The following is a 15,797-nucleotide window of genomic DNA, read 5'->3' as shown; positions in this document are numbered from 1 at the left end:
TGATATTTATGAACATTCAACAAGCACTTAACCATATTACAAAAAATATTCACCTGACTCAGCCGCAAATGGAAGACATTATGCGCAGCATCATGCAAGGTGAGGCAACCGAAGCACAAATTGGTGCTTTGATGATGGGCCTTCGCATGAAAGGTGAAAGTATTGACGAAATTACTGCTGCCGCACGTGTCATGCGTGAATTCGCTATTAAAATTGATGTCAGCGATATCAATTATTTAGTTGATATTGTTGGTACTGGTGGTGATGGGCAGAACTTATTTAACGTCTCTACGGCCTCAAGCTTTGTGATTGCAGCAGCTGGTGCAACCATTGCAAAGCATGGTAACCGAGGCGTTTCAAGTAAATCAGGTTCGTCTGATTTACTTGAACAAGCAGGTATTAACCTTGATTTAGATATGGAACAAACTGAGCGCTGCATTCGTGAGATGGGTGTAGGCTTTTTATTCGCTCCAAATCATCACAAAGCTATGAAATATGCAGTCGGCCCACGTCGTGAGCTTGGTGTTCGCAGCATTTTCAATTTACTCGGCCCGCTTACGAATCCGGCCGGCGTAAAACGCTTTGTAATTGGTGTATTTTCAGATGAACTTTGCCGTCCGATTGCCGAGGTTATGAAGCAACTTGGCGCTGAGCATGTCATGGTGGTTCATTCAAGAGATGGACTTGATGAAATTAGCCTTGCTGCTCCTACCGCTGTTGCTGAACTTAAAGACGGCGAAATTACCGAATGGACGCTTAATCCGGAAGATGTCGGGATTGAATCACAAACCTTAAATGGTTTAGTGGTAGCTGATGCCGCAGCAAGCTTAAAGCTGATTAAAGATGCATTAGGTAAAAATAAATCTGACATTGGTGAAAAAGCAGCAAATATGATTGCGCTTAATGCAGGTGCAGGTATTTATGTCTCAGGCATTACCAAAACCTATGCTCAAGCTGTTACATTCGCTCAAGATATTATCTATGGCGGACAAGCATTAGAGAAAATGAGTGTTTTGGCGGAATTTACCAAAACATTAAAACAATGTCAGGCAGATTAAGGACTTCTCATGATTAATATTCAAAATACCATTTTAGGTAAAATTGTTGACCGTAAACATGAGGAACTTGCTGCACGTTTAAAACAACGTAATTTGCAAGATGTTGAAGAACTAGCGAAAGCTGCAACTCCGGTCCGAGGCTTTGCAAAAGCTTTACAGCACAAACGCCCTGCCGTAATTGCTGAAATTAAAAAAGCTTCTCCGTCAAAAGGCATTATTCGTGCAGATTTTAATCCTGCTGAAATTGCTGAGCAGTACGAACAAGCTGGAGCAGCATGTTTATCCGTTTTAACTGATGTTGATTTTTTTCAGGGTGCGGATGAAAATATTGCCATTGCACGAAGCCACTGTGCTTTACCTGCTTTACGTAAAGACTTTCTGATTGATCCATATAATGTAGTTGAAGCACGTGCATTACATGCTGACTGTATTTTATTGATTGTTGCATCTTTGTCAGATCAACAACTTGAAGAAATGTCTAAAACTGCTTTTGAACATCAGCTTGATGTATTAGTTGAAGTTCATGACGAAGAAGAACTGGAACGTGCTTTAAAGTTGTCTGAGCAATGTTTATTAGGTGTGAATAACCGTAATTTAAAAACCTTTGATGTAGATTTAAATACCTCAATTCGTTTAAAAAACTTGCTTCCATCATCACGTTTACTTGTGACTGAAAGTGGTATTGCCACTCCAGATGATGTTCGTATGATGCAAGAAAATGATATTCACACCTTCTTGGTTGGCGAAAGTTTTATGAAACAACCAAGACCAGATCAAGCCTTTACCGCCCTTTTTGGACAACCCCAAACGGTTTAATAGAAGATATATGAGTAATAAAGATTCATCGCTTTCTAAAGAGCAACAAAAGTTACTGAAGCAATTTAAAAAGCAAATCTCCAATCCTCATTCAAGCAAAATCGCAAGTCAGTCTGAGGCCCCAAAACCTCAGGCTGAGTCTGAAGAATTGGAAGATGCAAACCTGTTTCAAAGTGCTCTAGCAGGTGTTAAGCCCATCAACAATAGTAATATTGCTGATGTAAGAACGCCTCGCACAAAAAAAATTGATGCTCAAACACTCGCTAAACGTGCAGCTGCCGAAGGTGGTCGTGAAACTGAACATGCCGAGTTATCAGACACTCAAGCTGCTCTAAACCCTGTAGCAAGTCAAGCAACGCTAAGCTATCGCATTGCCACACTTCAGCATAAAGTTTTCGAAGACTTAAAAGCTGGAAGAATGCGCTGGTTTGAAGCGGTAGATTTACACGGATGTACGATTGAGCAAGCACGTGACGCGGTTTTACAAGTTATCCAGATGGCAAAAGATGAAAATCAAAATGTTGTCAAGATTGTACATGGTAAAGGCCCTGAAGCTGTTTTAAAAACCTATGTCAACGGATGGCTACGTCAGCACCGCGATGTTCTAGCTTTTGTAAGTGCACCTGAAAATCAAGGTGGCACAGGTGCCGTCCTCGTACTGCTTAAACGTGCAGAAAAAAATCCAAAGTTCGAACAAAAGAAATGATCCCCAAAGATCATTTCTTCACATCAAACACCTGCAATAATTGAGCAACCACTGCAACGGCAATCGTTGCAGGTTGTTTCGATGAAATCCCTTCTATCCCTATAGGGCAAACCAAACGTTGTAATGCTTCTGAAGTATAACCACGCGTCAGCATACGTTTCTCAAAAATAGCCCTTTTACTTTTTGAACCAATCATCCCAACATAAGCAAATGGTTCTAGCTTAGGTTTCAAAGCTGCAAAGCACAGTTGCAGATCTAGTTGATGATCATGGGTCAAAATTAAAATTGCACCCGAACGATCAAAATGTTCAATCTCGGCTTCTGGCGTATCTGTTGTTAAACATTGCACCTGTTGTAGTAAGTCCGATGGGAAAATATCATCACGCGGATCAATCCATTTCACACTAACGCCAATAGGCAATAAACAACGGACAATCGCTTCACCCACATGCCCCGCGCCACAAATCAGCACTTGCATGGCATAAGGTTGAATCTGCTGGTCAAATTGCCATTGGTCACTGCTGGCAAGCTGAACCTCGAAACATGGTTGTTCCTTATTTATATCCATAGTCTGCCAAGTGGATGCATGTTGATGTGAGACTGTACGCCATATACGCTGTCCGGCTCGCCATGCTTGCAAACAATGGGATAAATCCGAGGCAATTACAGCGGGTGATATTTTTTCAAACAATAACCACATTACTCCGCCACAACACTGCCCCAACCGAGCACTAAGGTTAAAGCGTTCAATACGCCTCACACAAGTTTCCGTTTCTCTTAACATTGCTTTCGCAATATCAATAGCCTGAAACTCTAAATGCCCGCCACCGATCGTATCCGACTGCTGCCATTGTCGTTGCAAATTAAAACGCAATAACATTGTTGCGCCAACTTCTCGTGGTGTTGAACCATCAGCGCGTACCACTGTTACCAATACCATAGACACAGCATCGGCTTGCCACGCCACAAAATCAGTCCACCATTGTAAATGTTGCATAATCTTCTACATTTTAGCTTGTAGGCGAGTAGCCAAAGCTTGTCCTCGTCCAATAGCAATTGCACGTAAAATTTCTTCGGCAGTTGCCGGAGCATTGAGTACGAGCGGTGCATTTTCTGGAATAGCCGCCTGTACCGCCTGACGAATTGCAGAAAAAACTGACAATGCCAACATAAATGGAGGTTCACCTACCGCTTTGGAGCGATAAATAGTGTCTGCCTGATTTTGGTTATTAAACAGTTTGACGTTAAAAATATGAGGAATATCAAAACTGGTCGGGATTTTGTAAGTTGAAGGTGCATGCGTAAACAAGCGTCCTGCATGTGGTCCTTGGGGCTGCCAATACAACTCTTCTGTGGTTAGCCACCCCATCCCTTGAACAAAGCCACCTTCAATTTGCCCAATATCAATTGCAGGGTTAATGGACCTCCCGACATCATGCAAAATGTCAGCACGTAATACTTTCATTTCCCCAGTTAAGGTATCTATTGCGACTTCACTGACTGCTGCACCATAGGCATAATAGAAAAACGGACGCCCTAAATGGTTGACCTGATCGTAGTGAATTTCTGGCGTTTTATAAAAACCACTGTCCCATAGTTGCACACGCGCCATATATGCCCGTTGAACCAAGTCAGGAAATGTCCATGAGTGACCATTCGCTGTTGAAACCATACTATCTTCAAACTGGATTTGGTCAGCGTCACTGTCACTTATTTCTGCTGCAAGTTTTGCCAGGCGCTCACGAATTTTAATACAGGCATTTTGAACAGCTTTACCATTTAAATCCGCTCCACTTGATGCTGCGGTTGCCGAAGTATTTGGCACACGAGAAGTATCGGTTGCAATTAAGCGAACACTATCGATTGGTAAACCCAACTCATGTGCAGCAACCTGCCGTACTTTGGTATATAGCCCCTGTCCCATTTCTGTACCGCCATGCGTAATAGAGACCGTACCATCCATATACACATAGACCAATGCACCTGCCTGATTGTAATGCACGGCATTAAACGAAATACCGAACATTAATGGTGTTAACGCAATACCACGCTTAATGATGTCATTGTTCTGATTAAAGGTATGTATGGTCTGTCTACGTTTCGCATAATCACTACTTTGCAACAATTCAGCTACCAATTGTGGGGCAACATTATCACGGACTTCTGCCCCATAATGCATACGATCACGTCCAGCACCGGGCTGCTCGGCAAAGAAATTACGCTGACGAATTTCAACTGGGTCACAACCTAAATAACGGGCAATGTCATCAATAATATTTTCAATGACAAACATGCCTTGCGGTCCGCCAAAACCACGATATGCGGTATTGGAAACAGTATTGGTTTTACAACGTAAGTTACGCAACTGAACCGCATTTAAATAATAGGCATTGCCAATATGGCAAATCGCACGTTCATTTACTGGCCCAGAAAGATCAGCCGAAAAACCGCAGTTTGAAGCCAATTGCACCTTTAAGCCTTGCAAAATACCAGTGTCATCAAAAGCCACAGACCACTCATAAGCAAAACCGTGACGCTTGCCTGTGGCGCTCATATCATCATCACGGTCTAAGCGTAACTTACACGGACGGCCTGTTTTTCGTGCTGCCAAAGATGCAATGCATGCCCACTGCGCCGACTGCGACTCTTTACCACCAAAACCACCACCCATACGGCGACTTTCCACACTTACCTGATGCATATTCATGCCTAATGCATGACAAATCAGCAGCTGCATTTCGGTTGGATGTTGTGTCGAGCAATAGACTTTTAACCCATCATTTTCTTGTGGAATAGCATAGGAAATCTGTCCTTCAAGATAAAAATGCTCTTGCCCACCTAGCTCAATAGCACCTGAAAGTTGATGTGCAGCATTTTGAAATGCCTGTTCAACTTCACCATGGCTAAATTCAACAGGCGGCAACACCCACGATTCTTTTTCAATCGCATCTTGAATCGTTAAAATCGGAGTCTCGGGCACATACTCAATTTTTGCCAAGCGAACTGCCTGACGGGCTTGCTGATAACTCTCGGCAACAACCACAAACAAGGCTTGCCCGTAAAATTCGACCTGCTCCTCGGCAAAAATCGGGTCATCTTTAACAATTGGTCCCCAGTTATTTTCAACCTCAATGTCTTTTGCTGAAAAAACTGCATGGACGCCATCAGCCTGACGTACTGCATCCAAATCAAACTTACTGATTTTACCTTTGGCACAACTCGAAAATCCGACCGCCAAATGCATCGTATTTTCAAGCTCGGGTAAATCGTCGATATAAGTTGCCTGCCCAGTCACATGTAAATGTGCACTTTCGTGTGGAATGGAGTCGCCTGCTTTAGCAGATTTTTTAGAAACACTTAAGTCAATGGTTTGATTCATGTTAGATCTCCACCATAGCAATCAAGTCATTCACACGAGTGATCGCTTGAGACAGGATTTTTTCTACATAAAACCGCTGTAAACAGTTTTTCGCGACTTGTAAACGATATGCCGAACTAGCCCGTCCATCATCTAAAGGTTGATAGTCTTGCGACAACACGTGCTGTGCCTGAACCATCAATTCAGCTGTGAGTTGCTGACCTTCCAATATGGCTTCTGCATATTTTGCACGTTTGGGAATAGCAGCCATGCCACCAAAAGCAATTCGCACATTGTGAGCAACATAATGAGTATCTAACTCGCATGAAATAGCCGCACATACCGCAGAAATATCTTGCTCAAAACGTTTGGCAATTTTATAGCTGGCAAATTTAAAGCGCGTCTGCCCTTCACGAAGCGGAATAACAATCGCCTCAACAAACTCACCAAGCTGTAATGCTGTTTTTTGATAATCTAGATAAAAGTCTTCCAATGCGATTTCACGGGTCTGTTCACCTACACGCAAAATCAATCGTGTACCTAGCGTAATTAATGCTGGCATTGAGTCACCAATAGGCGAACCATTTGCAATATTTCCACCTAGGGTTCCCGCGTTTTTAATAGGCATGGAAGCAAAACGGCGCTGTAATTCTTGTAAGTCAGGATAAAAATCTGAAATTTTTATGAGTGCATCACTCAGACTTACATTTGCCCCAATCGTTAAAGCGTGGTCGGTAACTACAATATTTTTCAGTTGTTCAACCTGACCGATATAAAGCATATCGCCTAAATCACGGCCCTGCTTGGTTACCCACAAACCGACATCTGTGCTACCAGCGACAATGCGCGCTTGTGGCAATTGCAAACGTAAAGCGGCAAAATCCTGCAACGTCTTTGGTGCAAAAAATTGCTGACCATGATCATTCAAATGTAATGCAGGTAATGCTTTGATCTCTTTTAATACATCAAGTACCTTTTGACGTTCTAATACAACACGTGGATAGTCATAAGCTTTTTGTGCTGCATCTAAAATAGGGCGATAACCTGTACAACGACACAAGTTTCCAGAAAGATAATCACTGATTTGATCTTTGCTTGGAGAATGTTGTTCATTTTCATACATTGACCATAACGACATGATAAAACCGGGTGTACAAAAACCGCATTGTGAACCATGCAAATCGACCATCGCCTGTTGTACTGGATGAAGTTTCCCATCCTGTGTAGGTAATAACGTATGAAGATCTTCTACTGTAAATAAGGCCTTACCATCTAAAGTCGGTAAAAACTGAATACACGCAATCACACTTCGTAATTGCAAGCTGTCATTGACCAACTCACCAATCACGACTGTACATGCACCACAATCGCCCTCAGCACAGCCCTCTTTTGTACCGGTCTGCCTAGTCTTACCAGTTTGGGTATATTCTCGCAGAAATTGTAAAACCGTCATGGTAGGTAATACATTTTCCACTTGCTGCTGACCACCACGGAAAAAAAAGGTGATTGGACGTTCTGACATGTTTTATCCTTATGCTCTATAACACTGCATCTGTGCAAATATGATGCCACTAGGCGATCATTTAGAACTTACCAACATTAAATGCATATTTCATGTTCAAACTCTTGACTATTAACGATAAAAAACATGAAATTTATTCATCTTTTATTAAACGCGCGCAAAACCAAAATAAATATAGTGCGTCGAGTTATGAACATCTGGTTATGTTTCTGATACAATGCCGAGCTTGTCTAATAGAGTAAATTTATACGTCTTATGTCAATGCAGCAATCGTACGCAAATATTCTGACTGCCGTCGGTGAAGATCTTAATCGTCCCGGCCTTAAAGATACGCCTGTGCGTGCGGCTAAAGCTTTTTCATATTTAACTTCTGGCTATAGTAAAACTTTAGAAGAAGTCACCAATAATGCTGTTTTCCCATCAGATAACCATGAAATGGTATTGGTGAAGAATATTGAATTCTATTCGCTTTGCGAACATCATCTCCTCCCGTTCTATGGCCGTGTTCATATTGCCTATCTACCGGAAGGCAAGGTTCTTGGCTTATCAAAATTTGCACGTATTACTGAAATGTTTGCACGCCGTTTGCAAATTCAGGAAAACTTGACTCAGCAAATCGCAGAAGCTGTGGCTGAAGTGACTGGTGCTCGAGGCGTTGCTGTCGTCATCGATTCAGCACATATGTGCATGATGATGCGTGGTGTAGGCAAACAAGAGTCAACCACTCGTACAGTTTCATTTATCGGAGACTTTAAAACCGATAAAGAATCACGACGTGAGTTCTTGAGTGCAGTACCAGAAAGTTACTAAATTCTTTTTAGTGATAAATTTAAAAGCCCAACTTAGTTGGGTTTTTTTATATCTAAATACAGCGTTTATTCTATAAAACATAACAATTAAATTATGTGATTTTTGTTATAAAAGTACGTCCTTTCACTTTAAAATGTTTGATGAGTTGATAATGCGATTCAAAAAAATTTCTTACTTAATTCTACCTTCTCTTTTTATTTTTAATACCTCAATTTATGCAGGTAACACATCAAAAGAACAAGATATCAAGAAAGTTGTTGATCAAAACTTTAAACCACTATTAGAAAAATATGATGTTCCCGGTATGGCGGTTGGCGTCATCCAAAACAATAAAAAGTACGAAATGTATTATGGCCTACAATCGGTTCAAGATAAAAAATCTGTAAATGGCAATACGATTTTTGAGCTAGGTTCAGTCAGTAAATTATTTACTGCCACGGCAGGTGGATATGCCAAAACTAAAGGAAAAATCTCTTTTAACGACACCCCAGGAAAATACTGGAAAGAGCTAAAAAATACACCGATTGACCGAGTGAACCTACTTCAACTTGCGACCTATACGAGTGGCAACCTTGGCTTACAATTTCCAGATGAAGTACAAACAGACCAACAAGTTTTAACTTTTTTCAAAGACTGGAAACCTAAAAACCAAATTGGTGAATATAGACAATATTCAAACCCTAGTATTGGCCTATTTGGAAAAGTTGTAGGCTTATCGATGAACCAGCCTTTTAGTCAGGTTTTAGAAAATACAATTTTTCCGTCTCTTCACTTAAAACATAGCTATGTGAATGTTCCTAAAACTCAGATGCAAAACTATGCATTTGGCTATAACCAAGAAAATCAGCCTATTCGTGTGACCCCAGGCCCACTAGATGCCCCTGCCTACGGCGTTAAATCCACATTACCAGACATGCTTAGCTTTATTGATGCCAATCTAAATCCACAAAAATATCCGGCAGATATTCGACGCGCAATTGATGAGACTCATAAAGGTTTTTATCAAGTCGGTACGATGTATCAGGCGCTTGGTTGGGAAGAGTTTTCTTATCCAGCTCCTTTACAAACTTTATTAGACAGTAATTCTGAACAAATCGTGATGAAACCTAATAAAGTGACTGCTATTTCAAAAGAGCCTTCAATCAAGATGTTCCATAAAACTGGTTCAACTAACGGATTTGGAACTTATGTCGTGTTTATTCCCAAAGAAAATATTGGTTTAGTCATGTTAACCAATAAACGTATTCCCAATGAAGAACGCATTAAAGCAGCGTATGCAGTGTTGAATGCAATAAAGAAATAATCTTTTCTGAAAACAAAAAAAGGGAGAAATGATTTCATTCATTTTTCCCTTTTTTTATTCGTAATGCTATTTAAAAGAACCAAACATATCCGAGACTTGATTTCATCCAGTCTCGATGATTTTGTTGTTCATAATCCCAGTTTAATCGAACGGCATTATTACTATTAATCACATATTGCCACTGAGTATTTACTCTCAAATTCCATTGATTTTGGTCTTCCCAATATGGCAATTCAATCTGTACAACAGAGTTAAATCGATCAAACCATTGGTTCATACAACCTAAAGTCGGGCCCATTCCCACACGCCACCCTTTATCTAAATTTGAGCCTGTTTGAACATAGGTTTGGAGTTGCCCATAGCAAATATGTTTGCGCTCATAGTCTGCAAGACTGTAACCAACCTGAGCATTAAAATTCGCTACGCCATGCTGTTTTTCTTCACTAAAGTTTCCATCATGAATTGCTTCCTGACGCCAGCCTAAGTTAAATCCCCAACTCAGCGGTGTTTTAAAAGGCTGTATTGGGTTATAAGAATTTACTTCTAACAGATCAAGACGTTCTAGTTTTAAATGATCATCTCGCCACTGTGCATTACCATTTAAAAATAGTAATTGAGTCCCAGCACGGTATCCCCCTTGAGGATCTATTAAGTCGTGATAGGCTTGTCGATGACCAATTTCGATAAACTTATCACCTTGGACTTCACCAGCTTTCAATGAAAGATTACGTGCATTATGACCTTGAGTTGGCTCTTTTTCTGGTCGTTTAGGTTCTTGACGCTGTTTGTCCAAATCAATCTGGCTTCTTAAAGCCAAAAGCTGACGTAACTGTGGCTGAGCAACGCTTTCTTCTATTTGACGGCTCGTAAATTGAAGATATAAATCATCGTAAGCCATCTCTAGAATTTTGGCCTGATCTTGCTCACTAAAGGATTTTAAAAGCTCAGAAGACTGCTTAATTGGCATCATCGTAATTTGATGTGCAACCTTCGCTAGTGAGGCACCATGTTGATGAGCTTGGGCTAATAGTTGAGTTTCTAAAGCAGGCCGATATACAGGAGCTTTGGTGAGCCCTTGCTGTTGCATCGATTTAATGGTTTCCATCGGAATAGATGCATAAGTAAACTTTTCTTGTAAGTTAGACTCAGGTTTTACTAAATCGACCAAGCCTAATAACCTATAGGCACAGTTATCACTCACGAAATAATAAGGGAAACTTACATGCTGCATTTCCCAAATATGGCTTACTAAAAATCGCGTTTCTTCAGGAGAAAGTTTCAGCTCATATTCCCATAAATCACGGCTTTCGAAATCACCGTACTCTTTTACCTTACGATAATAAGGCATGAGTGAATATTCACCCGGATATTGCCCTGTTAAACCTTTCCATGCATATGACCAGTTGTCATTCCCCTCCACAGTTGCTGCATAATTTACAGCATAGGAAACTAAATTTAATTGCTGCTGATCTTTAGGGTCTAAACGCAATAAAGTATGACCAAACATCGAGCTAGGGTTGCCCATAAAATCTGTCGCATAAATTAATGTGGCTTTATAAGGCTTAATCTGTCCAATCCAGTTTTCAAATTCTGAACATTTTATTTGAGGCAATTCATTTTCTTGAATGCCTACTTTTTTTATGAGCCATTGGCTTCGAGCCGGAAACTTACAACGAATCGACTGATTATCTTGAGCAGGTATAAATAATGCCGAGATGTCAGCTTTCAGTTCTTCTTTTAAATTATTTTTCCCATTTTCTGACATGAAATAACCAGAATAAGTGACGTCACTTTTATGGTTTTTATTCGCATACATGAGCCGTTGCCATGTAATGTCTTGATCTAGATTTTGTTGTTCTGCAATGGACCAATATTTTTGAATAGATGGATTTATTTCTGCTGAATACGCAATATTAACTGCCAAAGAGGCAAAAACCAAAACAACTGACTTCATTAAGTTCATCAATTTTTATCATTAAATATAAGAAAAACCCTGCCATGCGACAGGGTTTTCAATTTCAAACTTATACGTAAGCTTTTAAAACGTCGTCTTTAGCCATTACAGTTTGTAATGATGCTAATACTTGAAGGGTATTTTGATTATTTGCTGAATAGATTTCACCAAAGTTTGCTTTTGAAACTTTAAAGAAACGGTCTTTATCTTGAGGTTTAATTTGCATTAACTCAGCAAGTACGTTCAGGCTTTCACCTTGGCCTACTGCCATATCACGTGCTAAAGCTTCTGCATTTTCATTTGTGAATGTTACCACTTGCGCTGTTACTGTCCCGCCTTGACGGCAGCCTAAAGTACCGAAAGTGATCCCTAATAATTGGTTAGTAAAAATACCGTTTGTTGTTGCAGCAAGAATCTTAGGTGCTACTCCTTTTTTGCCAGCCCATATTTGTGTACCCGCACCACAACCCACATCGTTGTCAGCCATTGCAACACTTGAACCAGCTGCTAACAATGCAGCTAAAGCTATTTTTTTTAACATAGATGTATATCTCCAAAAATCATTATTGATTGTTTCTTATGTCTTGTATTGTTATGTGTAATTTTTATTACACGATATTAAAGATAGCGAGAAGGCTAGGATTTAGCAATTAAAAAATAAATAATATGATGAAAAGTGCTAAAGAAAAATTTACCTTAAATTCCAATTACCTTGATTATCTCGATTACCTAATATTTTAAGAACCAATACTAAGCTTAAAAGTAATAATAAATACCACGACCCAAGCTTGCCCCACCCCACCATATGCCAAGCATCGACCTGACTTGGATAGAGCCAAATTTTATAAAATGTACTTATATTTTCAGCAATCCAGATGATAAATGCAAGCGTCAATAATATCGGTAACATCGGGATTTTAAATTTATGTTCATTTATTTGAAAATAAAGTTTTGTTTTCCAGAAAATAAAAATACTAATCGCAAATAAAATATAGCGAATATCTGGAACAAAAAATTTACTCATAAAATTTATATATGAGAAAAATGCCAGTAATAACATAGTTCCAAATCTTGGAAGCTTTTCAAAAGACACTTGAAACAGTCGTATTGAACGTGCGAAGAAGCTACCTACAGCCGAATACATGAAACCTGCAAATAGAGGCACTGTTAAAATTTTAAATACGGCGGGCTGCGGATATTGCCATGAAGCAATTGCAGGATGCGTTAGGAATATTTCCATGACCATCGCCATGACGTGAAATAAGGCAATTACTTTAGCCTCTGCCCATGACTCCAGTTTTAAATAGAGTAAGCAGATCTGAATCATCAGTGCATAGATGAGTAAATAATCATAACGATAGAACCCCATATATTCATGGCTTCCCATCGGTGCTGTTAAAGCAAAAGCAATTAAAAGCAAAATACCAAACAAGGCTGCCGAAACAGCCTTGCCGATAAATTGAAACGGTAAAGTTAGATATTGCACAAAAACTATCCTAGATATTTAGCACTATACTCATGCACTGTATCTACAAAGATTTTTGGTTGTGCAGGGTCTACCCACTGAGTAATCCCATGGCCTAAGTTAGCAATGTAACCCGTCTTTTCACCATTTGCGTAGGCATCATCCAACATGGCTTTTACTGCTTTTTCAATTGAAGTAGCCGAACCATATAAAACAGCAGGATCAAGATTTCCTTGCAAAGCGACACGTCCAGCCACCGTAGTTCGAGCTGTATCTAATCGCGTAGTCCAATCTAAACCTAATGCATCTGCGCCTGTGCTAATCATTGGCTCTAACCATTGACCACCACCTTTAGTGAACACAATGATAGGAATACGTCGACCGTCTTTTTCACGTTGCAAACCAGCAATGATTTTATTCATGTAGTTTAAAGAAAATTCGACATATTCACGATGTGCCAATGCCCCGCCCCAACTATCAAAGATCTGGATCGCCTGAGCACCTGCATCAATTTGAGCATTTAAATAGTCAATGACCGACGTAGCCAAGTGATCAAGTAAAGCATGCAAAACTTCTGGTTGGGCGTACATCATTTGCTTGGTAAAACGGAACTCTTTACTTGAACCACCTTCAACCATATAAGTCGCTAGAGTCCAAGGACTACCAGAGAAACCAATCAGTGGAACTTGACCACCTAAAGCAGAGCGAATTGTGCTTACAGCATTCATGACATAATCAAGGTCTGATTTTGCATTTAACTTAGGTAAATTCGCCACATCTTGTTCAGTACGTACTGTTTTATGGAACTTTGGTCCTTCACCTGTTTCAAAATAAAGACCTAAACCTAGTGCATCTGGAATTGTTAAAATATCTGAAAATAAAATTGCTGCATCTAAATCATAGCGACGCAAAGGTTGTAAAGTGACTTCACAGGCAAAATCTGTATTTTTACATAAGGATAGAAAGTCACCTGCTTTTGAACGTGTTTCACGATATTCAGGCAAATAACGCCCTGCTTGACGCATCATCCATACCGGAGTGGTATCTACAGGTTCGCGTAACAAAGCACGGAGGAAACGATCATTTTTCAAAGTCGTCATTACCAATCTCTATCTTCTTTATGTGGCAGCATCATACCAAAAACAGAGACATTTTTATAATTTCAATTTCACACAAAAAACTCGTCAATCTACTAAAAAATGCATATTTACACAAAAGTCTACTGCAAGCTGCGGGGTTTTCTGCAATACTTGCAACATGTTACATTGGGTTTATTGATATTCTTTTAATCACTAAATTGCCAATCTTGGGCTCATAGAGATGAGTTATTGGTAATTTTATGCACTTTAAGATCACATCAATCCTCCTATTGCTTATATGAAAATTCTTAAGGTTGAATTACATGTTTGTTCGCTCATTACTCGCTATGAGTTTAAGTTGTATCATTGCTAATGTTGCTTTTGCTGCTTCAACAACTGAGCAACCCCTGAACCCTAAAAAGGTATCAGCTCCTGTAGAAGATCCGATTGATCCTCTAGCAGTAGAGGCAGCTTCAACTGTACAAGCTCAAGCTCCAACACAAATTACTGCTCAAGAACAAAATGACCTAAATCGAGCGTCAACAACATTACAAAACTTACAGAAAACTGAAGACCCAAATGCAGAGTCTGGCATTGCTGCGTCTACGCCAGCTGTTGCTAAAAGCACAACGGCGTCTAAGGCTGCACCAGTGTCAGCTGCTTCATGGACTTTAGATAGCTTAAACTCGGCTGAATGGTCTGAAAATATTGGTAAAGGTCAACTTCCAGTCTATGCACGTGCACACGTGATGCTCAATAATGCACATGCATCGCCAGGCGCTATTGATGGCATGAGCGGTAAAAACACCTTAAAAGCAATTTCTTCATTCCAACAAATGAATGGTTTGTCAGCTACTGGTGAGCTTACTAAAGAAACTTGGGATGCTTTGGTTGCAAAACAAACGAAGCCAGCATTTATTGAATACACGATTTCTGATGCTGACTTAAAAGGTCCGTATGCCCAATCAATTCCTTCTGATTATGCTTTACAAGCCAAAATGAAAGGTTTGTATTACACCCGTGTTAGCGAAATGTTGGGTGAAAAGTTTCATATTGATGAAGCATTCTTAAAGAAAATTAACCCAACTGCGACATTCAAAAAAGCTGGTGAAAAAATCATTGTTCCAAACGTGCGCAATGACTTACCAGAAGATATTCATTTGATTATTGCCCATAAAGGTGCAAAACAATTGTATCTCTTCAATAGCCGGAACCAAATGATTGCCTCATTTCCTGCAACAATTGGCAGTACTGATACGCCTTCTCCGGCCGGTACTTACAAGGTAGTTGGTGTGGCTCGTAACCCTTGGTACAGCTATTCACCGTCGAACTTCGTACAAGGTAAAAACTTAAAACCTCTTTCTTTACCACCTGGCCCAAATGCCCCTGTTGGTAATATCTGGATTGGTTTGAGTAAGAAATCTTTTGGTATTCACGGAACACCAAATCCATCTTTAATTTCTAAAACAGCATCACACGGTTGTATCCGTTTGACTAACTGGGATGCAAATGATTTAGGAAGTAAAGTACGTTCTGGCGTAACTGTTAAATTCCTTGAATAATTAAATATTTTCATAAAAAAACCTGTCTTTATGGCAGGTTTTTTTATTATCAAAAATTGCAACAAATAGATAAAAAAACTTAATATCATATCAATTATGAAACGACATGTTTCAGTTCTTCTATTTTTTCACTCCCGATATAGCATTAATATATTTCTCAATAG

13 protein-coding genes are annotated in these 15,797 nt (G+C 39.8%); 6 read left to right on the top strand and 7 right to left on the bottom strand.

From position 1 onward, the window contains the following. The first annotated feature begins 8 nt into the window (after positions 1-8). From trpD to F936_RS06345, 3 genes are read left to right on the top strand one after another with little or no spacing between them, the layout of a single operon-like run. Positions 9-1,058: an anthranilate phosphoribosyltransferase gene (trpD, locus tag F936_RS06355; RefSeq protein ID WP_005046028.1), complete on the top strand. Its 1,050-nt coding sequence runs from the start codon at positions 9-11 to the stop codon at positions 1,056-1,058. A 9-nt stretch (positions 1,059-1,067) separates the two neighbouring features. Next, entirely contained in the window at positions 1,068-1,874 is an 807-nt protein-coding gene (trpC, locus tag F936_RS06350) for an indole-3-glycerol phosphate synthase TrpC (RefSeq protein ID WP_004643530.1), read from the top strand. A 10-nt stretch (positions 1,875-1,884) separates the two neighbouring features. Further along, positions 1,885-2,580 carry a Smr/MutS family protein gene (locus F936_RS06345; protein ID WP_003650560.1) on the top strand — a complete coding sequence of 232 codons (696 nt, stop codon included), beginning with the start codon at positions 1,885-1,887 and terminating at the stop codon, positions 2,578-2,580. A gap of 10 nt (positions 2,581-2,590) precedes the next feature. Here F936_RS06345 and xdhC read toward each other — a convergent pair whose 3' ends face one another. Genes xdhC through xdhA form a run of 3 tightly spaced genes read right to left on the bottom strand, consistent with a single transcriptional unit; the run spans position 2,591 to position 7,460 of the window. Continuing rightward, on the bottom strand, positions 2,591-3,577 hold the full coding sequence (gene xdhC / locus F936_RS06340) for a xanthine dehydrogenase accessory protein XdhC (RefSeq protein WP_005046025.1): 987 nt from the start codon (positions 3,575-3,577) through the stop codon (positions 2,591-2,593). Between the two features lie 6 nt (positions 3,578-3,583). Beyond that, entirely contained in the window at positions 3,584-5,959 is a 2,376-nt protein-coding gene (gene xdhB / locus F936_RS06335; RefSeq protein ID WP_005046023.1) for a xanthine dehydrogenase molybdopterin binding subunit, read from the bottom strand. 1 nt (position 5,960) lies between these two features. Next, entirely contained in the window at positions 5,961-7,460 is a 1,500-nt protein-coding gene (xdhA, locus tag F936_RS06330) for a xanthine dehydrogenase small subunit (RefSeq protein ID WP_005046020.1), read from the bottom strand. 261 nt (positions 7,461-7,721) lie between these two features. Between xdhA and folE the strand changes: the two genes are divergently transcribed. Together folE and F936_RS06320 are read left to right on the top strand one after the other, a co-directional pair. Then, positions 7,722-8,270, top strand: coding sequence for a GTP cyclohydrolase I FolE (gene folE, locus F936_RS06325; protein ID WP_005039113.1), 549 nt, complete (start codon positions 7,722-7,724; stop codon positions 8,268-8,270). 151 nt (positions 8,271-8,421) lie between these two features. Continuing rightward, complete coding sequence (locus tag F936_RS06320; RefSeq protein WP_005046018.1) at positions 8,422-9,573, top strand: extended-spectrum class C beta-lactamase ADC-127; 1,152 nt, start codon at positions 8,422-8,424, stop codon at positions 9,571-9,573. A gap of 70 nt (positions 9,574-9,643) precedes the next feature. Here F936_RS06320 and F936_RS06315 read toward each other — a convergent pair whose 3' ends face one another. From F936_RS06315 to hemE, 4 genes are all read right to left on the bottom strand, one after another. Beyond that, complete coding sequence (locus tag F936_RS06315; protein ID WP_005046016.1) at positions 9,644-11,527, bottom strand: Lnb N-terminal periplasmic domain-containing protein; 1,884 nt, start codon at positions 11,525-11,527, stop codon at positions 9,644-9,646. 70 nt (positions 11,528-11,597) lie between these two features. Next, positions 11,598-12,068: a DUF3015 family protein gene (locus F936_RS06310; RefSeq protein ID WP_005046013.1), complete on the bottom strand. Its 471-nt coding sequence runs from the start codon at positions 12,066-12,068 to the stop codon at positions 11,598-11,600. Positions 12,069-12,218: 150 nt separating this feature from the next. Beyond that, on the bottom strand, positions 12,219-13,013 hold the full coding sequence (locus tag F936_RS06305; protein ID WP_005046011.1) for a DUF817 family protein: 795 nt from the start codon (positions 13,011-13,013) through the stop codon (positions 12,219-12,221). A gap of 5 nt (positions 13,014-13,018) precedes the next feature. After that, positions 13,019-14,092 (bottom strand): uroporphyrinogen decarboxylase, encoded by a 1,074-nt coding sequence (hemE, locus tag F936_RS06300; protein WP_005046009.1) that lies wholly within the window; start codon positions 14,090-14,092, stop codon positions 13,019-13,021. Positions 14,093-14,394: 302 nt separating this feature from the next. On the opposite strand from hemE, the gene F936_RS06295 reads away from it, so the two are divergent. Further along, complete coding sequence (locus tag F936_RS06295; RefSeq protein ID WP_005046007.1) at positions 14,395-15,633, top strand: L,D-transpeptidase family protein; 1,239 nt, start codon at positions 14,395-14,397, stop codon at positions 15,631-15,633. Positions 15,634-15,797: the final 164 nt, after the last annotated feature.

The sequence above is a fragment of the Acinetobacter calcoaceticus DSM 30006 = CIP 81.8 genome (genome assembly GCF_000368965.1).
GTDB classification, from domain to species: Bacteria; Pseudomonadota; Gammaproteobacteria; order Pseudomonadales; family Moraxellaceae; genus Acinetobacter; species Acinetobacter calcoaceticus.
The sequence above is the reverse complement of the archived record's forward strand: the minus strand, read 5'-3'. Positions and strand labels throughout refer to the sequence as shown.